Annotated in this window: 18 protein-coding genes and 1 pseudogene; 13 read left to right on the top strand and 6 right to left on the bottom strand. The window is 63.4% G+C overall.

Annotation, left to right across the window (positions count from 1 at the left end; genetic code table 11):
• The 4 genes from ACWGTO_RS19115 to ACWGTO_RS19100 all read right to left on the bottom strand — a co-directional run bounded on the left by ACWGTO_RS19115 (position 1) and on the right by ACWGTO_RS19100 (position 4,065).
• Positions 1-1,131, bottom strand: a complete 1,131-nt coding sequence (locus tag ACWGTO_RS19115; protein WP_454576359.1) for a CaiB/BaiF CoA transferase family protein — start codon at positions 1,129-1,131, stop codon at positions 1-3.
• The gene (locus ACWGTO_RS19110; RefSeq protein ID WP_454576358.1) at positions 1,124-1,864 is read right to left on the bottom strand and encodes an NAD(P)H-dependent oxidoreductase; all 741 of its coding nucleotides are present in this window, start codon (positions 1,862-1,864) and stop codon (positions 1,124-1,126) included. Before ACWGTO_RS19110 ends, ACWGTO_RS19115 begins: the two co-directional genes overlap by 8 nt.
• An 11-nt stretch (positions 1,865-1,875) precedes the next feature.
• Positions 1,876-3,024: an acyl-CoA dehydrogenase family protein gene (locus tag ACWGTO_RS19105; RefSeq protein ID WP_454576357.1), complete on the bottom strand. Its 1,149-nt coding sequence runs from the start codon at positions 3,022-3,024 to the stop codon at positions 1,876-1,878.
• 105 nt (positions 3,025-3,129) lie between these two features.
• Positions 3,130-4,065, bottom strand: a complete 936-nt coding sequence (locus ACWGTO_RS19100; RefSeq protein ID WP_454576356.1) for a LysR substrate-binding domain-containing protein — start codon at positions 4,063-4,065, stop codon at positions 3,130-3,132.
• A gap of 102 nt (positions 4,066-4,167) precedes the next feature.
• On the opposite strand from ACWGTO_RS19100, the gene ACWGTO_RS19095 reads away from it, so the two are divergent.
• The 6 genes and pseudogenes from ACWGTO_RS19095 to ACWGTO_RS19070 all read left to right on the top strand — a co-directional run.
• A complete protein-coding gene (locus ACWGTO_RS19095) occupies positions 4,168-4,743 on the top strand; it encodes a thiamine pyrophosphate-binding protein (protein WP_454576355.1) in 576 nt (191 codons plus the stop codon).
• 5 nt (positions 4,744-4,748) lie between these two features.
• A complete protein-coding gene (locus tag ACWGTO_RS19090) occupies positions 4,749-5,336 on the top strand; it encodes a thiamine pyrophosphate-dependent enzyme (protein ID WP_454576354.1) in 588 nt (195 codons plus the stop codon).
• Between the two features lie 8 nt (positions 5,337-5,344).
• Positions 5,345-6,823 carry an aldehyde dehydrogenase gene (locus ACWGTO_RS19085; protein WP_454576353.1) on the top strand — a complete coding sequence of 493 codons (1,479 nt, stop codon included), beginning with the start codon at positions 5,345-5,347 and terminating at the stop codon, positions 6,821-6,823.
• Between the two features lie 92 nt (positions 6,824-6,915).
• Positions 6,916-7,695, top strand: coding sequence for an SDR family NAD(P)-dependent oxidoreductase (locus ACWGTO_RS19080; RefSeq protein ID WP_454576352.1), 780 nt, complete (start codon positions 6,916-6,918; stop codon positions 7,693-7,695).
• 9 nt (positions 7,696-7,704) lie between these two features.
• Positions 7,705-8,157, top strand: coding sequence for a VOC family protein (locus ACWGTO_RS19075; RefSeq protein WP_454576351.1), 453 nt, complete (start codon positions 7,705-7,707; stop codon positions 8,155-8,157).
• A 302-nt stretch (positions 8,158-8,459) separates the two neighbouring features.
• Positions 8,460-8,842 (top strand): annotated as a pseudogene (locus ACWGTO_RS19070) (IS110 family transposase); the annotation flags it as partial.
• A gap of 628 nt (positions 8,843-9,470) precedes the next feature.
• On the opposite strand, the gene ACWGTO_RS19065 reads toward ACWGTO_RS19070, so the two are convergent.
• On the bottom strand, positions 9,471-10,853 hold the full coding sequence (locus ACWGTO_RS19065; protein WP_454576350.1) for an FAD-binding oxidoreductase: 1,383 nt from the start codon (positions 10,851-10,853) through the stop codon (positions 9,471-9,473).
• A gap of 331 nt (positions 10,854-11,184) precedes the next feature.
• Here ACWGTO_RS19065 and ACWGTO_RS19060 point away from each other — a divergent pair, with 331 nt between their 5' ends.
• Together ACWGTO_RS19060 and ACWGTO_RS19055 are read left to right on the top strand one after the other, a co-directional pair.
• Positions 11,185-14,733, top strand: a complete 3,549-nt coding sequence (locus ACWGTO_RS19060) for an adenylate/guanylate cyclase domain-containing protein (RefSeq protein WP_454576349.1) — start codon at positions 11,185-11,187, stop codon at positions 14,731-14,733.
• A gap of 21 nt (positions 14,734-14,754) precedes the next feature.
• Positions 14,755-15,015 (top strand): DUF4242 domain-containing protein, encoded by a 261-nt coding sequence (locus ACWGTO_RS19055; RefSeq protein WP_352546491.1) that lies wholly within the window; start codon positions 14,755-14,757, stop codon positions 15,013-15,015.
• A gap of 379 nt (positions 15,016-15,394) precedes the next feature.
• Here ACWGTO_RS19055 and ACWGTO_RS19050 read toward each other — a convergent pair whose 3' ends face one another.
• Entirely contained in the window at positions 15,395-16,513 is a 1,119-nt protein-coding gene (locus ACWGTO_RS19050; protein ID WP_454576348.1) for an NAD(P)/FAD-dependent oxidoreductase, read from the bottom strand.
• A 116-nt stretch (positions 16,514-16,629) separates the two neighbouring features.
• On the opposite strand from ACWGTO_RS19050, the gene ACWGTO_RS19045 reads away from it, so the two are divergent.
• The 5 genes from ACWGTO_RS19045 (at position 16,630) to ACWGTO_RS19025 (ending at position 23,357) form a co-directional block, all read left to right on the top strand.
• Positions 16,630-17,535 carry a LysR family transcriptional regulator gene (locus ACWGTO_RS19045; RefSeq protein ID WP_454576347.1) on the top strand — a complete coding sequence of 302 codons (906 nt, stop codon included), beginning with the start codon at positions 16,630-16,632 and terminating at the stop codon, positions 17,533-17,535.
• 90 nt (positions 17,536-17,625) lie between these two features.
• Positions 17,626-19,704, top strand: a complete 2,079-nt coding sequence (locus ACWGTO_RS19040; RefSeq protein WP_454576346.1) for a hydantoinase/oxoprolinase family protein — start codon at positions 17,626-17,628, stop codon at positions 19,702-19,704.
• A gap of 4 nt (positions 19,705-19,708) precedes the next feature.
• The gene (locus ACWGTO_RS19035) at positions 19,709-21,694 is read left to right on the top strand and encodes a hydantoinase B/oxoprolinase family protein (protein ID WP_454576345.1); all 1,986 of its coding nucleotides are present in this window, start codon (positions 19,709-19,711) and stop codon (positions 21,692-21,694) included.
• Positions 21,691-21,993: a (2Fe-2S)-binding protein gene (locus tag ACWGTO_RS19030; RefSeq protein ID WP_454576344.1), complete on the top strand. Its 303-nt coding sequence runs from the start codon at positions 21,691-21,693 to the stop codon at positions 21,991-21,993. Before ACWGTO_RS19035 ends, ACWGTO_RS19030 begins: the two co-directional genes overlap by 4 nt.
• Complete coding sequence (locus ACWGTO_RS19025) at positions 21,990-23,357, top strand: FAD-dependent oxidoreductase (RefSeq protein WP_454576343.1); 1,368 nt, start codon at positions 21,990-21,992, stop codon at positions 23,355-23,357. Before ACWGTO_RS19030 ends, ACWGTO_RS19025 begins: the two co-directional genes overlap by 4 nt.
• Positions 23,358-23,391 lie beyond the last annotated feature (34 nt).

Raw genomic sequence — 23,391 nt, 5'->3', positions numbered from 1 at the left:
TCAGGCCGTGAATTCGGACCGGATCCGATCCGTGTCGGCGCCAAGGGCAGGTACCGTGGGTACCGTTTCGAACCCCTGCGGCCGACCTGCCGGCATCGGCACGCTGATACGCTTGCCGTCCGGCAGTTCGACCTCGGTCCGGCGCAACGCCTGGTGGCGAGGAAGGTCGCGCATTTCGCTGACCCGCCCCCAGGCGATCTGGGCCGCGCTGAGGCGGCGAATAGCCTCTTCGCAGTCGATGGCCGCGAATACCGGCTCGATCTCGGCGTCGAGGGCGTTGCGATTGGCCACCCGCCAGGCGTTGGTGGCGAAGCGTTCGTCGGCAAACAAGTCCTGCCTTTGCAGCACGTCGTTGCAGAAGCGCTTCCACTCGCTGTTCTGCTGGATGGAGACCACGACGGCGCCGTCGCGGCACGCATAGGGCCGGTAGGGATAGATCGAGGCATGCGCCAGCCCGTAGCGGCCGGTCTCGCGTCCCGCATATTCGTAATGCAACAGCGGCACCGCCATCCAGTCGGCCATGCCGTCGAACATGGCGATCTCGACGATGCGGCCGCGGCCGGTCTTCGCGCGGGCCAGGAGCGCCTCGAGTATCGCCGCATGCGCGTTCATCCCGGTCGCGATATCGGCGGCGGAGACGCCGATCTTGCAAGCCGTCTCGGAGGTGCCCGTCACCGCGCAGATGCCGCTTTCGGCCTGCACGAGCATGTCGTAGGCGCGCATTGCCGCGTAGGGCGTGTCCTGTCCGTAACCGACGATGCTGACGGCGATCAGTTGGGGGAATTTCCGCGCAATCACATCGGCCGAGAGGCCGAGCCGGTCGATCGCTCCCGGCGCGAGGTTCTGCACCAGGACGTCCGCCTTCGCGACCATACGGTGCAACAGCGCAAGGTCGTCCTCGGCCTTGAGGTCGAGCGTCGCGCTCTCCTTGCCGCGGTTCAGCCAGACGAAATAGGCCGACATGCCTTCGACCGTGGAATCGTAATGGCGCGCGGTCTCGCCTTCCGGGCGCTCGATCTTGACGACGCGCGCGCCGGCGTCGGCGAGGCGGACCGTACACAAGGGAGCGGCCACCGCCTGCTCGATCGAAACGACGAACAGGCCCTCGAGCGGGCGGGCGGCGTCAGACATTGCGCTGTACTCCGGAACGGGCGAGGACGCCGGGCTTGAGCCGCTCGTTCGTGCCGTAGTCTTCCGCCGGATGGAAGAACAGGCGCGGCGTGTCGTCGATCTCTTCCAGCCTTTTGCGATAGGCCTCAAGATAGGATTTGCGGCCGTCGTCGCCGACACGGCCAGGCATGTAGGCCACGAAGGGCTGCAGCACGTCGAAGCCGGCGTAGCGCAGCAGGCCGTTGTGAACAGGCCACAGCACAGTGAGGATGTCGCCGTCGATGCCGTCGGGTGCGTAGGTGTCGGCCGAGGTGCCGGTGGTGGCGGCGACCATGGCGAGCTTACCCTTGAACATGCCGGTGTCGTATTTGCGGCCCGGGAGATAGGCAAAGCCTCGCGCAAAGACGCGATCGGCCCAGCCCTTGAGGATGGCAGGCATTCCGAACCACCAGACAGGAAACTGGAAGATTACCAAGTCCGCCCGCTTCAGTTTCTCGATCTCGGCGGCGATGTCAGCCGACAGCCGGCCGGTCTCATAGGCCGCGGTCTGCTCGCGCTGCAGGCTGAAGAATTCCGGATCCTTGCGCTCCCCGGTCATGTCGCCTGGCCCTGCAACGGGGTTGAAGCCCATGGCGTAGAGGTCGCTGACCACCACCTCGTGACCCGCGCGGGTCAACGTCTCGACGGCAAGGTCTTTCATGGCGCCGTTGAAGGAATTGGGCTCGGGGTGGGCGTAGACGACGAGGACGTTCATGGCGACGTATCCTAGTAGGAACGCGGCAGCCCGAGCACGTGCTCGGACAGGAACGACAGGATGAGGTTGGTCGAGATCGGCGCAACCTGGTAGAGGCGCGTCTCGCGGAACTTGCGTTCGACGTCGTATTCCTCGGCGAAGCCAAATCCGCCATGCGTCTGGATGCAGACATTTGCGGCTTCGTTCGAGGCGTCGGCGGCAAGCATCTTGGCCATGTTCGCTTCGGCGCCGGGGTTCTTGCCGGCTTCATAGAGGCTCAGCGCCTCACGCACCATCAACTCGGCCGCGCGCATGTTGGCGTAGGCCCTGGCGATCGGAAACTGGATACCCTGGTTCTTGCCGATCGCCCGGCCGAATACCTGCCGTTCCCTGGCATAGCCGCTTGCCTTTTCGATGAACCATTTGGCATCGCCGACGCATTCCGAAGCAATCAGGATTCGCTCGGCGTTCATGCCGGAAAGGATGTAGCGGAAACCCTTTCCCTCTTCGCCGATCAGGTTTTCGGCCGGAACGCGCAGATCGTCGAAAAAGACCTCGGTGGTGGCATGATTCATCATGGTGCGGATTGGCCGGATAGTGAGGCCGTTGCCGAGCGCCTCGCCCATGTCGACGATAAGCACGGAAAGACCGTCGGTCTTCTTCATGCCTTCCTTGAGGGGCGTGGTGCGCGCCAGCAGCAGCATCAGATCGGAATGCTCGGCTCGGCTGGTCCAGATCTTCTGGCCCTTGACCACGAAATGGTCGCCGTCGAGCCTGGCAGTGGTCTTGAGCGCGCCGGTATCGGTGCCGCTGGTCGGCTCGGTGACGCCAAATGCCTGCAGGCGCAGTTCCCCTGTCGCGATCTTCGGCAGGTAGCGCCGCTTCTGCGCCTCCGAGCCGTGGCGAAGCAGGGTGCCCATAGTGTACATCTGCGCATGGCAGGCGCCGCCATTGCAGCCTGCACGCTGGATTTCCTCCAGCACCGCAGCGGCGGCCGAGAGCGGCAGGCCGGAACCGCCATAGTCCTCGGGGATCAGGATCGACAGCCAGCCAGCTTCCGTCAGCGCCTGGACGAACTCGCGGGGGTAGGACATCTCCCTGTCGAGCGCGCGCCAGTATTCGCCGGGAAACCGCGCGCACAGCTTGGCGACAGCGTCGCGAATGTCCTGATAATGGTCCATGAAATTTGCCCGGCTTCTTGTCTTGCTCCGGCGTCCATTATCATGCGGGCGTGCCTTGACAGCAATGTAAGGCTGATGTGATCAGCTATGCCGGAATTGAAATCCTTACGGGACCGGGCCAAGAAGTTGGCCGACCCACACGGCACGCTCGACAAGATCCCGGGCGGTGTCCTCTATCGCCTGGCCGGCAAAGCGCGCCAGACGTGAGGCCGGCCGGTCGGCGGGATAGGCAAGGATGAGCCGGCGCACCGGTACGGGATCGATGAGCGGCGCGGCGGTAAGCAGTTCGGCGGCGACATCGGCATGGATGGGCGCAAGCGGCAGGATCGTCCAGCCATGGCCGTTGCGGACCAGATCCTTGAGCACAGAGTAGGTATCCGCCTCTATGCCGACGTCGAGCGTGATGCCGATCTCGGCGGCACAGCGTTCGACGATGATGCGCAGCCCGTGCTTTACGCTGGGCAGCAACAGCCGTTTGCCGGCAAGCGAGGCGAACGGCACCGCGCGCACGGTGGAGAAGCCGGCACCGGGCGGGCCGATCAGGAACAGGTTTTCCAGAAGCAGCGAACGGGTGCGAAGCGACCGGGCCATGCGCGGATCGTAGAGCACGGCGATATCTATTTCGCCTCTGTGAAGCCACTCCAGCAAATAGCCGGTATAGGCGCTGACCAGCCTGAGTTTCGCTTTGGGATGCGCCTTGCCGAAGGCCGCGGCGAGCGGCACCGAAATGATGTCGGCGACCGTTGGCGGCAGACCGATCGCCACTTCCCCGGTCAGCGGCGCATCGGCCGGCGTAGCGGTGGCGCGGATCTCGTCGATCTCGGCAAGGACACGAACGGCATGCGCCAGCACTTCCTTGCCCTGCTCCGACAGCACCATGCCGCGGCCGTGGCGCACGAACAGGGCAAAGCCGAGTTCCTCCTCCAGCATGCGCACCTGGCGGCTGAGCGCCGGTTGCGCGATATGCAGCCGGTCGGCAGCCTTGCTGAGGCTGCCAAGCTCGGCGACGTGGATCAGGGTACGCAGTTGGGATAGCTCCATGAGCTATCGAATATCATTATATCTGATCACAAGAAAGAGACGAAGATTGGATCGGACAACTGGAGTAGTCTGACGCCGATCCAATACCTGGAGGTCATTATTGTGACGGCTAGCAGCCTACAAACGAAACACCCGGAAAGCGCTATCGCGGCGGTTCCTCCGGCGGCCTCTGACGACCAGTGGCCCGATCAGGTCTATGACGCGCTGAGAGCCGCGGGCATCAACCACATGTCCTATGTGCCCGATGCCGGCCATACAACGTTGATCCGCCGCTTCAGCGCCGATCCCGAGGTTGTCGCCAATGTGCTGACCACCGAGGAAGAAGGCATCGCCATTGCGGCCGGCTCCTGGCTTGGCGGCAGGCGCAGCGTCGTCTTGATGCAGTCCTCCGGCGTCGGCAATTGCATCAACATGCTGTCGCTGCCGGTGCAGGCGCGCTTTCCCTTGCTGGTCCTGGTGACGATGCGGGGCGAGTGGGCCGAATTCAATCCATGGCAGGTGCCGATGGGGCAGGCCACCGAGGCCTCACTGAAGGCGATCGGCCTGAAGGTGCTGCGCGCCGAAACGGGCGCCGACCTCGTGGAAACCGCGGCGCAGGCGGCCTCGATGGCATTCGACGCCGACCAGCAGATCGCCGTCCTGATCGGCCAGCGCCTGCTCGGCAAGAAGAAGTGGTGAGCGACATGACATTGCCGACGATGGATCGCCGCCAGGCGGTGAAGAAGCTGCTCGACGCCCGCGACGGCGCATTGGTGGTGACGGGGCTCGGTTCGCCGAGCTACGACGTGCACGCCGCCGGTGACCGCGACGACAACTACTATCTCTGGGGCGCCATGGGCGGCGCGGCGCTGGTTGGGCTCGGGATTGCCCAGGCCCAGCCCAAGAAGCGGGTGATGGTCATCACCGGAGACGGCGAACAGCTCATGGCTTTTGGCGCGCTGGCGACGATCTCCGTGGCCGGGCCGAAGAACCTCGACCTCATCGTGCTCGACAATCAGCATTTCGGCGAGACAGGCATGCAGTCCAGCCACACCGGCCGCGGCATCGGCTTCGACAAGGTGGCAGCCGCCTGTGGCTTCGCCGAGGTCGCCGAGTCGCGTTCGCTGGAAGAGGTCGACGGGCTGTGCGAGAAGCTGCGGCTGCCTGCCGAAGGTCCGCGCCTGTTCGTACTGAAGATCGCCGCCGAGAACCTGCCGCGCTCCCTGCCCCCGCGCGACGCCGTCGCGGTCAAGAACCGCTTTCGCGCCCATCTGGGCTTTGCCACCTGTTGAGGCCCGACATGCCACTGGTCAGCTTCCAAAACACTGTTGGCGGTCTGCTGCAATCGAGCGCCGACACATTCGAGAGCCATGACCCCTTCACCGGCAAGCCGTGGGCGCTGATACCGCGCTGCGGCAACGCCGAGGTGGACGCGGCCGTTGCATCCGCCAAGGCGGCCTTTCGGTCGAAGGACTGGGGCGGCATCACGCCGACCGCACGCGGCAAGCTGCTGGTGCGGGTGGCGGAGCTGATCGCCGAGAACGCCGAGCGCATCGCCGCGATCGAGACCCGCGACAATGGCAAGCTGCTCACGGAGATGACGGCGCAGCTGCGCTACATCCCCGAGTGGTTCCGTTATTTCGGCGGTCTTGCCGACAAGATCGAAGGATCGGTGTTGCCGATCGACAAGGCGGGCATGTTCGCCTTCACCCGTCATGAGCCGCTCGGCGTCATTGCCGCGATCGTTCCATGGAACTCGCCGCTGCTGCTTCTGACGTGGAAGCTCGCGCCGCTGCTGGCGGCGGGCAACACCGTGGTCATCAAGCCGTCGGAACATGCTTCCGCCTCGACGCTGGAATTCGTCAAGCTGTTCGCGCAGGCGGGCTTTCCGCCCGGCGTCCTCAACACCGTCACCGGCATGCCGCAGGAGACTGGCGTGCCACTGGTCTCGCATCCCGACGTCGCCAAGATCGCGTTTACCGGCGGCGAGCCAGGCGGGCTCGCCGTCTATCGCGCAGCCGCGGAAGGCTTGAAGACGGTCACGCTCGAACTCGGCGGCAAGTCGGCCAATATCGTCTTCGACGACGCCAATCTCGAGAGCGCCGTCAACGGTGCGATCTCCGGCATTTTCGCGGCCAGCGGCCAGACCTGCATCGCGGGATCGCGACTGCTCGTCCAGCGCAAGATTCATGACCGCTTCGTGGAAGACGTGATCACGCTCGCGGCCAGCGCACGGATAGGCAATCCGGTGCTGCCCGAAACGCAGGTCGGGCCGATCACCACACAGGCACAGCGCGAGAAGGTGCTTTCCTATCTCGGCATCGCACGCCGCGAAGGCGCGTTGTGCGTGCTTGGCGGCGGCAAGCCCGGTTCGCAGGAGCTGGCGGACGGATGGTTCGTCGAGCCTACGATCTTCACCGGCGTGAACAACTCTATGCGTATCGCGCGCGAAGAGGTGTTCGGGCCGATCCTGTCGGTCATTCCTTTCGACGACGAGGAGGAGGCCTACGCAATTGCCAATGACAGTCCCTATGGGCTGGCGGCAGGGCTGTGGACCAGCGACATGGGCCGGGCGCTGCGTGGCGCGGCCGCGATGGAAGCGGGCATGGTCTGGATCAATTCATACCGCGCCGTCTCCTATATGGCGCCCTTCGGCGGCTACAAGAGGAGCGGCATCGGCCGCGAGAGCGGGCAGGAAGCGATCAACGCGTATTTGCAGACCAAGACGGTGTGGATAGATACGGTTGGCAAGACAGCCAATCCCTTCGTGATCCGCTAAGGAAGGCTAAGGCGAGCGGATTGTCCGAACTGCGAAGTTCGCTCGTCGTTCCCGATGACAATGCTCTATTCAGAATTGCGAAGGAACTGGACATGAAACAAGCGGGCAAGGTGGCGATCGTTACCGGCGCGGCGCGCGGCATCGGGCGCGCATGCGCGGAACGCTTTCTGGCCGAAGGCGCCAAGGTCGTGCTTGGCGATATCGATACCGACGAGCTGAACAAATGCTCTGCTGAAATCGGCACCCGGGACACCGTCCTGGCCGTGGCCACGGATGTCGGCAACAAGGATCAGGTCGACGCACTGGTCGCGGCGGCGGTGGCGACGTTCGGCCGGCTCGACGTCATGGTCAACAACGCGGGCATCGCTCCGGTTCAAGACTTTCTCGATATCACCGAGGCCAGCTACGACAGGGTCCTTGCCGTCAACCTGAAGGGAGCCTTCATGGGCACCCAGGCGGCGGCCCGCCAGATGATCGCGCAGGGTCAGGGCGGCGTCATCATAAACATGTCATCGATCAATTCCGGGCTCGCCAACCCGCGCGTCGCTACCTACGCGATTTCCAAGGGCGGCATGAACCAGGTCACCAGCACCGCCGCCGTCGCCTTCTCCCCCTACGGCATTCGCGTGGTCGGCGTCGGTCCGGGCACCATCGCCACGGAGATGGTGATGGATGGCACCTTCATTGACTCCGAAGAAATGCGCCGAGCCATCCTTTCGCGCACGCCGCTCGGGCGCCTCGGCAGGGCGGAGGAAATCGCCTCCGTGGTCGCCTTCCTTGCCAGCGACGACGCATCCTACATCACCGGCGAGACGATCTACCCCGACGGCGGGCGCCGGGTGCTGAACTATACGGTTCCGGTCAAGGAATAGGGAAACAAGGTGTTGGGCAATTTCGACAAGCTGCATCACATCTGCATCGTCGTCCACGATATCGACAAGGCGCAGGCCTACCACGAGTCCATCGGTATTGGCCCGTGGGAAGCCTATCCGCCGCTGACCGAATATGAGGAACTGCAGGTGCCGAGTCCCAAGGGCTTCATGACGATGCAGTACCGGATCTGCAATTTGCCGAATGTCCAGCTGCAGCTCTGCCAGCCGAGTCACGATCCTTCGCCGCAGCGGATCCACCTCGACACCAAGGGCGAGGGCGTCTTCCACATCGGCTTTGAAGTCCGCGACGCGGATGTCGCCGAAAGCAAGGCTGAAGCCGACGGTCTCTCCGTGCTGATGCGCGGACGCCGGGAAAACCGGACCGGCTTCACCTACTACGACACGGCTGAAAAGGCGGGCGTGGTGCTGTTGACCAGGGCGACGAATTTGAGTGCCAAATGAGACCGGACGAGGGATGTCGAGCGCGGCGCGGGCGGGCCGACGGGTCAGCTGCCGCGCAATCCCAAACTCGGGGCCGGGCGGGGGCCATTTCGCTCGCCGCATCAGGAGGAGCCTGTCCGGGTTTTTGTGAGGGTCATTCGGCGCACTGTTAGGGGAAGCCTACCGTCCGCTCCTGATGCGGTGGACGGCTCTCCTCCCTTCCTGCGGTGTGATCGCAGGATTAGATCTGGAGGAGCGCTGGGATGAGAAACGTTACGACGATCGGTCTGGATATCGCGAAATCCGTGTTTTAAGTCCATGGCGTGGATGCGGCCGGCGAGGCTGCCGTTCGCAGAAAGCTTACGCGTGGGCGCATGCTGGCGTCCTTCAAGAGCTTGCCGCGATGCCTGGTCGGGATCGAGGGATGCAGTTCGTCGCACTATTGGGCTCGTGAGCTTATCGCACTTGGCCACGATGGCGGCTGCTGGCGGCAGAGTATGTGAAGCCATATCTGAAGCGGCAGAAGAACGACGCTGCAGACGCAGAGGCGATCTGCGAGGCTGTGACACGGCCGACGATGCGCTTCGTGCCGGTGAAGTCGCCCGAGCAGCAAAGCGTCATGATGCTGCACCGGGTCCGGTCGATGCTTAACCGTCAGCGCACTCAGATATCGAACGCGCTGCGGTCACACCTTTCTGAGTCCGGGTCGTGGCGTCGATCGGACGCAATGGAATTGGGCAATTGCTCGTGGTCATCAACGACGAGAACCACGCCAGGATACCTGCTGACGCACGGTGGCGCCTACGGACATTCGTTGAAACTCGGTATGAAGCGGTCAGGCTTGTCGCGGCCGATGGTCACTCTCTTTCAGGGTTTCGGGTTCGCCAGACCATACGAGATCATACGAAGGATATGGGTTGGCTAACCATCCGCTAAACCATTGATTTTCCTTCGCAATCTCACACCCTCAGCGACTAACATGATCGTTACTTTTCAATAGGTTACGAGCCGGTTCGCCGAAGTCGATTCAAGAAGCCGATTCAGCCGCTTACCCACCCCGTTTGTCGTCTGTCGAATGGCAGCTTTGCGCCTCATCGCAGTCAATCCTGCGGTTCCGTCCATTCACCAAAAGCGGACATCGTAATGCACAAACCATATGCAGCTTGGGCCAGAAGCGGGCGGTCGTCTGCGTTGCAGCAAACGTCTCGATTTGGCGCACGCGGTCATGCGAGATCTTTGACTTTTTGACCCGCACCGACCTTTACGCGCGCCAGATATTTGGTGCGAACTGCGAGCGGCTAAGGAGTCTGCCACTGGCGGGAGACCTCCCGACTTCAAACTGCCGGGCGAATGTTCTGATTGATACGGAATAGGTTGTGCGGGTCGTATTCCTTCTTCACCTGGGTAAGACGCCGGTAGTTGTGTCCAAAGGTCGCCTTAAGGCGCGCTTCGCCTTCGTCCTCCATCATGAAATTCGGGTAGGCGCCACCGAGATCGAAGGGGTGAACCGCCTCCCAGTAATGCTTCGCCCATTTCTTCAAGGCTGGCGCCTGGCCCGGATCGGAATCGACTCCGGCGATCACCATCGACCAGCTCGCATCGCGGCAGTTCCATGCCGTTTCATTGTCTGCCTTGCGATGAACGGCGCCATCAATCGGATAGAGATGCATGCAAGAGGCTTCGCTGGGCACCTTGGCAGCCTGTTCGATATGGGCGTCGATCGCAGCGTCCGGCAGGGTCTTCACGAAGTCGCCCTTCCAATACCACTGCAAGCCTTTCGGATAGAGCCCGTCGAACATGCTCTGCAGCGCCGTATATGGAATCGGGCCGGCAAAATCGATGATCGGCTCAGGAAGCGCCGCGCGGATGGCGTTGACGGCCTCCTCAGCGTCCGCGGCCGCTCCGTTGTGAGAAATGAGAAGCAAGCAGATCTTTTTGCCCCAATGGTTCTTCGGGAAGGGATCCCCGGAAGGAACGGACTGCAGCCCGAGGAAGACGTAGAACTCGTCCGGCGCGCTTGCCTGAAAGTCTCGATACCAGCGCATGACCCTCTTCGCGTCTTTCAGCTCCCAGAAGATCGGGCCACCATAGACTGTGCCCGCGGGATGCGCCTCGAACAGGAAACTGGTGACGACACCAAAATTTCCGCCACCGCCCCGCAACGCCCAGAGGAGATCGGCGTTGGCAGTCTTGCTAGCGGTGACAAACGTGCCATCCGCTAGCACCACATCGGCCTCGAGCAAATTGTCGCTCGCGAGCCCATACTGGCGGCTAAGGTAACCGTGGCCACCGCTGAGGGTCAGGCCCGCCACGCCCGTTGTCGAAACGACCCCAAAAGGGATGGCAAGTCCGAAGCCGTGGGTGGCGTGGTCCACCTCGCCAGTCGTGCAGCCGGCTCCAACACGCACAGTGCGGTGCTTCGGATCGACGCGCACGCCCTTCATAGCAGACACGTCGATCACTAGGCCATCGTCGACACCGCCGAACCCGGGTCCGTTGTGACCGCCGCCGCGGACTGCGATAGTGAGTTGGCTGTCGCGGCCGAAGTTCACGGCGGCCATTACGTCAGCGGCGTCAGCGCAAAGGGCGATCATGAGCGGCCGCTTGTCGATCATGCCATTATAGAGCTTGCGGACCTCATCGTAGTCGATATGGTCACGCCCGATCAGCGAGCCGCGGAGACTTTTCGCGAAACGCTCGATTGCTTCGTTATTCATCGTATCCTCCCGTGAGCACGCCCGTTTCGGAGCGACGGCTAGTCGGGGATGTGCAGCGGCGGCGCTTCCGCTCTCCGGTCCGGAGATCTACCAAGAGCGTGACCTGCGGCCGTCGATTTCCCGGTTAGGCTACCATGCCCGAAGATCGGCGTGTGGTCCAAGTACGATTTGGCGTCTTGCATCCCGCTGAGGTGAGCCAGGCCATTGATGCCTCAGGATATGGAGATAGCCGGGCTAATCCTTCGCGACTTGTCTGATCTTGAATCTACGACGTGGTGTAGTGACGATGTTCGCGCTAGTTTCAGAAGACCAATGCGGGTCATGACACTCGATGCAGGCAATTGAGGATTGGCTGAGCCAGCTCGGCCTTGGCAAATACGTAGAGGCGTTCCTCGAGAACGACGTCGATCTTAGAGCGCTTCCGCATGTCACCGAAGCCGACCTCCAGGAGCTTGGTGTCTCGCTCGGGCACCGGAAGATCATTTTGGCTGCCATCACTCGCCTCGGGGAGGTTGGCCTAGAGGGCGTGCCTTCTGTTCCGCCTGCGCACGAACGGCCAAAGCCTCAGACCGAAATCGCTCAGGAACCGACCGCCGACCGCCGGCTTCTCAGTGTACTCTTCTGTGATCTGGTAGGCTCGACCGCGCTGTCGGCGCAGCTTGACCCGGAGGATATGCACGAGCTGACTCGCCGTTATCAGGATAGCGTCGCCGGCGCGATAACACGCTTTGGTGGCTACGTTGCCAAATATCTTGGAGATGGCGTGCTTGCATATTTCGGATGGCCTATGGCCTACGAGGACCATGCCGAGCGTTCCATTCGGGCAGGCCTCGAGGCGCTCGCTGCCGTCGACGCGCTTCGGTCGCCGGACGGCGAGCAATTGAAAGCGCGTATCGGCATCGCGTCGGGGCACGTGGTGGTCGGCGACATTGCCGGCAGCAGCGCGAATGAGCGCGCCTCGATCGCGGGGGATACGCCCAATCTGGCCGCGCGTCTGCAAGGCGTCGCCGCGCCCGGCGAGATTGTGGTGGCCGACAGCACACGCCGCCTTGCCGGCCAAACTTTTGAGATCGAAAGCCTCGGTGCGCAAGAACTGAAAGGCTTCAAATCACCCATCGCCATTTTCGCTGTCCGCGGCGAACGCGAGGTGGAAAGCCGCTTTGCCGCGCACGCCAGCGCGCTGTCGAAATTTGTCGGCCGAACTAGCGAAATTGGCATACTGCTCGATCGCTGGGAGCTGGCGAAGAGCGGCCAGGGCCAAGCGGTCTTTATATCGGGCGAGGCGGGAATCGGGAAATCGCGCCTCGTTGACGCGCTCGAGGAACAGCTAAATAAGGACAAACACGAGCTGATCCGGCTACAGTGTTCTCCTTATCATGCCACTTCCGCCTTCTACCCCATCATCGAGCGCCTGAGCCGGCTGGCTGGCTTTTCGCCCGCCGACGATCAAGCCGTGCGTGCCGACAAACTACGCACGGTCGTTCAGCGCTACGGAGAAGACCCCTCGGAGGTCGGATCGACATATGCCGAACTGCTATCGCTTGACGTCGGTGATGAGTTCACACCTTTCGACCTCTCCGCCCAACAGGGCAAGGAGTTGATTGTCCGTACACTGACGAGCCGGGTGCTGCTAGCGGCGAAGAGCGCGCCGGTACTGTTCGTCGTCGAGGATGCGCACTGGATTGATCCATCGACGAGCGAGTTTCTGACAGAAGTAGTGAACCGCATGCATGGTGCGGCTGTACTTGTACTTGTGACCCATCGCCCGGAATGGACCGCGAGATGGTCATCCGGCTTGGACCAAGTAACGACCCTAGCCATCGGACGTCTGACAAAACAGCAGATGCGTGAGCTGATCGAATCGATGCTCGTGGATGTTCCTGATCAGCTTGCCGACAAGATAGCAGAGCGAACCGACGGGGTGCCGCTATTCGTAGAAGAGCTGACCCGTTCGATCCTGGAAAGCGGAAAGGCGGCGTCTCTCAACGTCGAGATCCCCGACAGTCTGCAGGGATCTCTCATGGCCAGGCTGGATCGTCTGACGCCGGCAGCCAAGGAGTTGGCACAAATTGCTTCTGTAATAGGCAGAGAATTCGATCGCAGCCTTCTCTCGAAGGTTGCCGGTCTCGAGGAGCGAGCACTCGAAGCAGCGCTCGACCAGCTCATGTCCACCCAGCTCGTGGTGGTCGGCGGCGTGGTAGGGGACGCGCTCGTTTTCCGGCATGCGCTGATACAGGATACGGCCTACCAGTCGCTGCTAAGCCGGCGGCGCCGGCAATATCATGAAGTCATAGCCGAGGCGCTCATCGACGAATATGCCGATCTCATAGTCACCCAGCCCGAGCTCATCGCCCAACACTGCGTTAAGGCACAGCGAAATGAGCTTGCATTCCCCTACTGGATGAAGGCTGGCGAACGCGCGCTGGGACAATCAGCCAACTACGAGGCGGTCGATCATTTCCAGAACGCTCTCGCCACTGCGGAGCACCTGCCTGGAGCATCGCCCCGGCAAAAGGAAGTTCTCGATGCGACGCTGAAGCTCAGCGAGGCTCTCTTTGCCGCCGGCCGCTTGTCTGACTCAGTCGCAAAATACAAGGTAACAGCGCAACTAGCTCGCGAGGCCGGGGATACGAAGGCCTTCATTCGCTGTGCGCTCGGCTTTGATGTCGCTCAGTTCCTCTTAGCGAAGCCGCTCTCCGAATCGCTTCAACTTCTCGAGGAAGCGATGGACAAGATCGACCCGAACGATCAGACGTCGCGGTGCCAGCTTCTTAGCCGTCTTGCACGAGCATATATTTATGTGGGCGACACCGAAAACAGTGTTAAATCCCGTGAAGAAGGGGTCAATTTGGCACGCCAGCTAGGCGACAAAGCCTCACATTTCGACCTGTCTGTCCTGCCTTTCTTGATCCCGTCGACAGTCAAGTCCGCAAGCGAAGCAGACGATCGGACTGCACAGATAGATGAACTGAAACGTCTTGCAGCGGAGATCAATGACGATGATGTGCTGAGCCGAGCCCTATCAATCGACAGCTACGTCTCGACCGAGCTAGGCAATCGTGCGCGCGCTGATCTAGCGGTTGACGGCTTGGAAGAACTTGGGACGCTGCGCCAGCGTCTCAACATCCTCTGGCTGGCTCGCCATGCGCGGGCGATGATGGCCATTCTCGATGGCAGGTTCACGGCTGCAGAGACACTCGCTGAAGAAGCGCTCAGTCTCGGCAAACGAACACACGGCACGCAAGTCGAGGGCGTTTATGGAATGCAGATGTTCGCAATCCGTCGCGAACAAAACCGCCTGTCGGAAGTCGCGCCCATCATTAAGCTTCTCATCGACGAGCATCCGGACGAAACTACCTGGTTGCCAGGATTTGCACTGGTCGCGGCTGATTTGGGTTATCGGGACGCTGCGCAGCGCAGGTTAAGCGAACTGGCGCGCATCGGTTTCGCAATGCCATTGGATGCCAAGCGGAGCACCTCCTTATCGTTCGTAGGGGAAGTCGCCGTCAGCCTTGGCGACATAGAGGCGGCACAAATGATCTATGACCTGATGCTCCCATATAAGGGGATGACGATCACGGCAGGTGTCACAACTGTCTGCTTTGGAGCGGCGACCCGCTATCTCGGAATGCTGTCAGCCGCCCTCGGCGACTTCGAGAAGGCCGCCGAGCACTTCGAGCATGCACTTAAGATGAACGCGGCGAGCGGCTCACGACCATGGTTGGCGCATACACAAGCTGAATATGCGAACTTGCTTATGAAGACAGGTAGCAAAAAGGCGACTGAGAGAGCAATGTCCCTCTCGGAGCAAGCCTCGGCGACTGCGGCCGAATTGGGCATGGTCCGTTTGCAGAAGAGGTTACAGCCGACGCTTCACTAGGTTATCATAAGGAGCATCCTCATGCCACGCTACGTCATCGAACGGGATTTCGCGGAACAGCTCAACCTCACGAAGGAGGGCGTTGAGAGTGTCAATCTCATTAATGACCAAGAAGGTGTGCAATGGATTTTCTCGTTCCTGAGTGCCGATAAGAAGAAAACGTATTGTTTATACGAGGCGCCCAATCCCGAGGCTATTCGGGCTGCCGCTCGGAGGAACAACATCCCAGCGGATGCAATTATTGAAATTGGTGGAGAGATTGGGCCGAACATGTTCGCGTAGCTGCCCGGCGGCGAGCAGTAGGCTATGACCTAGTGTCTGAGGGCCTACCTGAAACCGTAGTGTCCGCTGTTGGCGCAAGCGGTCATGCAGTACTCCGCATACAGAAGTCGCTTTTGGGTCAAGTCAATCGGACCTTCTAGGTTGAAGGTCCGTTATCGTTCTTCCCCTGGTCACAAGCGGACCTACCGCTCCCGGCCCCAAAGCAGCCGCGCTCAAACCGTGGGTAGAAGATACTTCTTCACTTGAATATCAGTCCTCCTGCCGGTCCTTCGGTTCGCCAGACCATACGAGATCATACGAAGGATATGGGTTGGCTAACCATCCGCTAAACCATTGATTTTCCTTCGCAATCTCACACCCTCCGGGCCCGCCAACTTGTTCAGGCTGCGCGGGTGAAGCGATCGACCCTGAAATCGTCGAGCGGCGTTTCGCAACGGTCGGTCATGATGAGTTCGGCCATGGCGTCGCCCACGCCCGGACCGAGCTGGAAGCCGTGTCCGCTGAAGCCGAAGGCGTGGAACAGGCCAGGCGTCGTCGCCGAGCGTCCCATGACCGGCAGCATGTCCCTGACATAGCCCTCGCAGCCGGACCAGGTGCGGATGACCGTAGCCTGCGCGATTGCCGGCAGCACCCGCGCGACAGCGCGCAATTGCAGTGGAAGGCGCATGGGATCGGCGACCGCGTGGCCGGGATCCAGATCCACCGGCACCCTTTCGGCCGCACCGCCGAAGACGATGTTGCCCCGCTCGACCTGGCGCAGATAGGCGCCATAGTCCTTGTCGTGCGTCCAGATGCCGACCACCGGCAGAATCCGATGCGGCAGCGGCTCGGTCACGCCCATCTGTGGGCCATAGGCGTCGAGCGGGACCTCTTCGCCGAACTGCGCGGCGATGCGCGCGCCCCAGGCTCCGGCGGTGTTGAGCAGGCAGCCTCCGGCGAATTTACCTTTCGAGCTGGCGACAAGGAAACCGGAGCCCGTGTGAGTGATCTTCTCGACCTCAGCTCCCTCGATGATCTCAGCGCCCAGCTTGCGGGCAGAATCGGCAAAGGCAGGGGCGATCAGCCGCGGATTGCCACTGCCATCTTGCGGAGAGAACGATGCCGCGATCGCTTCGGGACCGAGGCCGGGAAAGCGGGCACGAATCTCGCGTGGACCGAGTTCCTCCAGTTCAAGCCCCCCGGGGCGCGCCGCCTTGGCGTAGGCCCGCATGTCGGCGAGGCTATCTTCATCGAAGATCAGCCGGATATGGCCGGTAGCGCGGAATTCCACGTCGCGGCCGAGCATTCTTTCGGCCTCGCCCCATAGCCTGAGCGAGCGATGGGCCAGCGGAAGCTGGGACAGATGACGCCCCGTACGCCGTATGTTGCCGAAGGAGGCGACGGTTGCCCCAGTACCGATCCGGTTGCGATCGATCAGCGTCACGCGCGCGCCGCGCCTGGCAAGGAAATAGGCCGAAGCCGTCCCCATCAGGCCGCCGCCCAGCACGATCACATCCATAGTCGTTCCTTAGCGTAGAGCAGCTGATCCTTGGATGTATCCATCTTGTCGGCGCCGCGGCATTGCGTCAAAGATGGGTTTGAACAGAAGCCATAAGCTTTACCTATGGAGTGGCCATGCGGGCCCGGCAGCTCGAAGTGTTCATCGCCGTCATGCGCGCGGGCACCGTGACCGCCGCGGCGCGGATGCTGAACATCTCCCAGCCCGCTTTGAGCCAGATCCTGCTCCACACCGAGGACGAGCTCGGCTTCACGCTGTTCGAGCGCGTCAAGGGCCGGCTGCGGCCGACCCCGGAGGCGCTCGAGATCTTCCCTGATGCCGAAAGGTTGTCGGCGGGGCTTGAAGGCTTGCGCCGCAAGACCACCGACCTGCGTCTGGGCCGGACCGGGCTGGTGCGGGTCGCGGCTTCGCCACCGCCGGCCATGGCCATATTGCCGCGCGCGTTCAACGGATTTCGGGCGCAGCATCCCAATATTCTGCTGCGTTCCCACATGGCGCCGATCGCCGCCATTGTCGACATGCTGCGCGCCGGCGATGCCAGCCTCGGCGTGGCCATGGACGACCGCCTGCCTCCCGATATCGAGGCGGAAGTGGTCGGCAGCGTCGGCTTTTCATGTTTGCTGCCCGCCGGGCATGTGTTCGCCGGGAAAACCGAGTTGACGCTCGCCGATCTCGCCGGCGAAGAATTGATATCCTATCGCGGAAACACCCGTCCCGCCGACGAGCTGGCCCATGCGGTCCGCGCACAGGGCGTCACGCTTTCGCCGTCGCTCGAGATCGACGTATCCATCTCCGCGGTCGGCTTCGTCCAGGCCGGTCTCGGTATAGGCCTCGTCGATGCGCTGCTGCCGTGGCACCAGTTTGCCGGGCTTGCCGTCAGGCCGCTCGCCGCGGGGCCGGAATTTCCGATCGCGCTGCTGACCTCGCGCACACGGCCTCTTTCGCGGGCCGATGAGATGATGCGCGACGAAATCCGCGCCGCCTGTTCCGCCGTGCTGGATGAGCATCGCGCGAACGCATAAGCAAGACTTATATCCTTGCTCATCATACGTCTTGGACCCGCACCGTCCGGTCGTGCCAGCTTTGCGTTGGCAGACAGGAAGGGACGCATCATGGACAGTGCCATCGCGGCGGATGTAGCGCAGAACGGGGCCGACTGGAAGGTCGGCGTCGATATCGGCGGGACATTCATCGATTTCTGCGCACTCGAAGCCCGTTCCGGACGGGTCGCCTCGCTGAAAGTGCTGACGACGCCGGAAGATCCGGGCGCCGAACTGATGACCGGCCTCACCCTTCTGGCCGAACGCGAAGGCTTTGATCCTACGCTCATGAGGCGCTTCGTGCACGGCACGACCGTGGGTATCAACACGATCATCCAGCGCAAGGGCGCGCCGCTGGCGCTGTTCACCAATGCGGGCTTCGAGGACGTGATCGAACTCGCACGGCTGCGCATGCCGGACATGTATTCGCTGTTCTGCTCGCGGCCGGACCCGCTGATCTCGCGCGACATGGTGTTCGGCATTCCGGTTCGCATGCGTGCCGATGGAAGCGAATCCAAGGCGCCGGACATGGCGGTGGTGGCCAGCGCGGTGGCGGCGGCGAAAGCGAATGGGGCGCAGGGGATCATCGTCTCCTTCCTCCATTCATGGCGCAATGCCGCGCAGGAGGCCGCCGTCAAAGCGACGATCGCGCGTCTCGCGCCAGACCTCTTCGTCTTCTCCTCGGCCGAGGTGTGGCCGGTCATCCGCGAATATGAGCGCAGCTCGACCGCCATTCTCAACGGCTATGTCCATCCGCGCGTCTCGGGCTATCTGACGGCGCTGGAAGAGCGGCTGAAGGACCGCGGTGTGCCGGCCCGCCCGATGCTGACGAAGTCGAACGGCGGGCTGATGAACGCTGCCGAAGGCAAGCGCGCCTGCGTCAACATGCTTTTGTCGGGAACGGCCTCTGGCGTCATCGGCGCCTCGTGGCTGGCGCGCCAGGCAGGCGAAGACAAGATTCTTACCCTCGACATTGGCGGGACCTCGGCCGACTTCGCGCTCATCATCGGCGGCGAGGCGCAGTTCGGCACCGGCGAACTGATCGGCGAATTTCCATTGCATATCCCTTCCGTGTCGGTGAGCTCGATCGGCGTCGGCGGCGGCTCGATCGCCAGTGTCGACGCGCGAGGGGTGCTGCGCGTCGGGCCGGAGTCGGCCGGTTCGACGCCAGGACCGGCATGCTACGGCCGGGGTGGCGAGCGGGCGACGGTGACGGACGCCATGGTGGCATGCGGATGGCTTGGCCACAGCGAGATGGCCTACGGCCAGCTCAGGATCGATACCGGACTGGCGCATCGCGCGGTCGGCGACCTTGCCGCCCGGCTCGGCCGCCCGATCGAGCAGACCGCGCAGGCGATCCTCGACATCGCGGTGTCGGAAATGTTCGTCGAGGTCGAGAAACTCGCCTCGCGCGCCGGCGTCGACTTGCGCGATTTCACGCTGATGCCCTTCGGCGGCGGCGGCCCGATGCTTGGCGCCTTCCTGGCCCGCGAACTCGGGATGAGGCGCGTCATGGCGCCCCGCCGCCCTGGCGTGGTGTCGGCGCTTGGCGGGCTGGTGGCGGATCTGCGCGGAGACTTCATCCGCACCATCTTCAGCCCCCTGTCGGGCACGTCGCTCCCCGGAATTCGCGAGACTTTCGAGGCTCTCGCGCAAGAGGGGCGCGATTGGCTTGCGGGGCAAGGTCATGACGGGGAGGCGGAGCTCAACCTCTCCTGCGACATGCGCTATGTCGGACAAAGTTATGAGATCGAGGTCGTCCTTCAGCCGGAATGGCTGACGGACGGGAATGCGGTCGCCATCGCACAGGCCTTCCACCTCACCCATCAGCAGCTCTACGATTTCCACGACCCGGACGGCGAGATAGAACTTGTGAATGTCCGGCTATCCGCCGTAGGCGCGGGGCCGAAGCTCTCCTTCCCTGAGATCGACGAGATCGGCGCTTCGGCCATCCCAGCGCGTCGGCTCCCGGTCTACACCGGCCTGAGCGTCGAGACCGTCGACCTCTATGAGCGGCAGGCCCTCGTACCCGGCAGCACGTTCCACGGTCCTGCCGTGGTCGTGCAGGAAGACACCACCTTCGCCATTCCCGCGGGAGCGCAGGCAAGGGTCGACCGTCACCTCAACCTTTTGCTGACCTTCCCGGAGTAAAGCCATGTTTGACCGGACAAACCTTCAGGTTCTGGCGAACCACGCCCGCGCGGCCGCCGAGAACATGGCCCATACGCTGCACCGCACCGCGCACTCCGCCTTCGTCAAGGAGACGCAGGATTTCACGGTGATGCTCATGGATCGTTCGGGGGCAACCTTCGCCGTCCCGATGGAACTCGGCGCCACCTGGTATCCCGGCCTGTCCTATCGCCGCGCCATTGCGATGGTCGACGACTACCGGCCGGGGGATGTCGCCTTCACCAACGATCCCTATTCCGGCCATGTCGCCACCCATGCGCCGGACACCCATCTGTGGAAGCCGGTCTTCGTCGATAGCGAAATCGTCGCCTGGACCGGAGGCCATATCCACAACACCGATATGGGCGGCGCGGTGCCGGCTTCGCTCAGCCGCGCGCTGACCGAAATCCACCAGGAGGGCATCCGCTTTCCGCCGATGAAGCTGGTGCGGGAGGGCGTCTTCGACGAGATGATCCTGCGCATCATGAGCACCAATGTGCGCAAGCCCGACCTCAACATCGGCGATATCAAGGCGCTGGTCGGCGCGCTCAACACCGGCGAGCGCAAGATCCAGGCGATGGTGAGGAAATTCGGCAAGGCCGGTTTCGTCGAAGGCGTTGCGGCGCTGCTCGACCATGCCGAGGCGCAGGCGCGCGACGTGCTGCGCGCCATGCCCGACGGCACCTGGGAGTTCGCCGACTATGCAGATGAGGATTCGGTCGAGGCCAATCCCTGCCGGCTGAAGCTGAAGCTGACGATCAAGGGCGACGAGGCGGTGCTTGATTTCACCGGTTCCGACCCGCAGCTCGGCTCTTCGCTCAACGTGCCCTCGGGCGGCGACCCGCGCCACACCATGCTGCTCGTCGGCGTCTACTACGTGCTTTACACGCTCAACCCGAAAATCCTGCTCAATACGGGCCTCACCAGGCCGTTCACCTGCATTACGCCCGAAGGTTCGGTGCTCAATCCGGTCCATCCCGCCGCGGTGGGCATGCGCTCGCTCACCTGCGCCCGGCTGCGGTCGGTCATCTTCGGCGCCTTCTCGCAAGCCGTGCCGGAGCGCCTGCCCGCAGCACCTGCCGGTAACAACTGCATCGTCAATGTCATGACCACGGACGAGCGGACCAGCAAGACTGTCATAACGGCGGTGAATCCCGTGGTGGGCGGCGGCGGCGCGATGCCGCATCGCGACGGAACCAACGGATCGGGCGCCGATGCCGCCTATCTCAAGAACACGCCGATCGAGATCACCGAGACCGAGACTCCGGTCGAGTTCGTGAAATACGGGCTCGCCAGGGACAGTGGCGGTGCAGGGCGCTGGCGCGGCGGGCTGGCGACCGAGATGGCTTTCCGTGTCTTCGCCCCCGACTCCAGGATCACGGCGCGCAACCGCGACCGCAGCTTCTTTCGTCCCTGGGGCGTGCTGGGCGGCAAGGCGGCCGGCCTGTCGGACATGGTCGTCAATCCCGGGACCGAGCACGAGCGGCGGCTGGGCAACATCGACACGGCGGTGCTGCAGCCTGGTGACGTGCTCGATATCCGCTCCGCCGGAGGCGGCGGGCGCGGCGATCCGCGTGAGCGCGAGCCCTGGCGCGTCGCGCAGGACGTGCGGCGTGGCTATGTCTCGGCAACGGCTGCCGAGCGCGACTATGGGGTCGTCATCCGCGACGGCGAGGTCGACGTGCAGGCGACGGAAAGACTGCGCGCGCGGCAGGCGCCAGCCGCCGGCCATTTTCATTTCGGTCCGGAGCGCGATGGCTACGAAGCGCAGTGGACGCCGGCGGCCTATGACCTGCTGACCGACATACTGCGGGACTTGCCGATCCACTGGCGGTTTTTCGCCAAGACGGAGATATTCCGTCGTATGAAAGGGCGCTCGGGACCGGAAGGCGTCCAGTCGGCGTTCGATGCGGTCTGCGAACGCTTCCCCGAATTGCCGCGCCCGCGCTCCCTGCAAGAGGCGGCGGAATGAACACTGCCGGCCGTATCGTCCGGCTGGCCGAGCGCGACCGGGCGGAGGTGCAGTTCTTTCTCGATGGGCAGATGCTTTCCGCTCTGGCTGGCGACACTGTGCTGACCGCCATGCTGGCGTCCGGACATGCCTTGCGGCACTCAGAGTTCGGAGCAGAGCCGCGCGCCGGTTTCTGCCTGATGGGTGCCTGCCAGGATTGCTGGATATGGCAGGAGGAAGGCCCGCGTCTGCGGGCATGCTCGACGCCGGTCACCGAAGGCATGCGGCTGCGCACGACCGCGCCGGAGAACTGGCCGTGAGAGACGTCTCGCCGCGACGGATCGCAATCGTCGGCGCCGGTCCCGCGGGGATAAGGGCCGCCGCGACGCTCGTCGAAGCCGGGCTTCACCCGGTGGTGATCGATGAAGGACATCGCGCCGGCGGGCAGATCTATCGCCGTCCGCCGGTCGGGTTCACCCGCACGCTGGAGCAGCTCTACGGATCGGAAGCGGCGAAAGCGCGCGTGTTGCATGCGCTCTTCGATCGGCTGGTCGAAGACGGGAGGCTTACGCATCGCGCGGGCAGTTCGGTCATCGCCATCCACGATGGGCAGTTGCAGGTACTGGGGGAGGGCGGCATGGAGTTGGTCTCCTATGACAGGTTGATCCTTGCCACCGGCGCGTCCGACCGCGTCGCGCCCATCGCCGGCTGGCAGAATGCCGGTGTCTACAGCCTGGGGGCAGCACAGATCGCACTGAAGGCGCAGGGCGTGGCGCTTGGACGACGCATCGTGCTCGCGGGATCGGGGCCTTTGCTGACGCTGGTCGGTGCGCAACTCCTCAAGGCCGGAGCGGATGTAGCTGAAGTGCTGGATACTTCGTCCTGGCGGCAGCAGATGCGTGGATTCTCAGGCCTTGCGGCGAGGCCGTTGGTCGCGCTGCGTGGCCTGGGTCTGCGCGCGAAGCTCGGCCGTCGCTATCATGCCGGCGTGACGCTGGAGCGCATCGAGGCCGGCGAGCAGGGTGTCACAACCTTGCGCTGGCGCGATGCCGGCGGCCGGCAGCGGCATACGCCTTGCGACATGGTCGGCATGGGCTGGCACCTGCGGGCCGAGACCCATCTCGCCGATCTGGCGGGATGCACCTTCACCTACGATGAGCAATGGCGGCAATGGCTGCCGAAGAGCGACGAAATGGGCCGGGCCGGCAAGGGTGTCTACCTCGCGGGCGATGGGGGCCGTATTCTCGGCGCCGATGGCGCCGAGATCGCGGGACGCCTCGCCGCCGCTGCGTGTCTCGCCGATCTCGGCTATCAACCGCCGCCAACCGGCGCCGATCTGCGCAAGCTCGCGCGGCTCAAGCGCTTTGCCGGTGGCCTGGCGCGCGCCTTTCCTTGGCCGGCGGCGATGGTGCGGGCGCTTTCCGGCGAAGCGGTCGTCTGCCGCTGCGAGAACGTCACGGCCGCGGCGGTGCGCGAGGGCGCGGATTTCGGCGGCGGCGAGGCCAACCGGGTGAAGTCGCTGTCGCGCGTGGGCATGGGACGCTGCCAGGGGCGCTATTGCCAGTTGGCCGCCGTCGAACTCGTCGCGGCGCAGGCCGGCTGCGCGCCGGATGCTGTCGGCCGGTTTCGCGGGCAAGCCCCGGTCCGGCCGGCGCCCATCGGCGCCTTTCTCAGGGAGGACTGATGCGACTGACAAAGCCGCGCCCCGATGTCGACAG

Source organism: Mesorhizobium sp. PL10, from assembly GCF_053714315.1.
The sequence above is the reverse complement of the archived record's forward strand: the minus strand, read 5'-3'. Positions and strand labels throughout refer to the sequence as shown.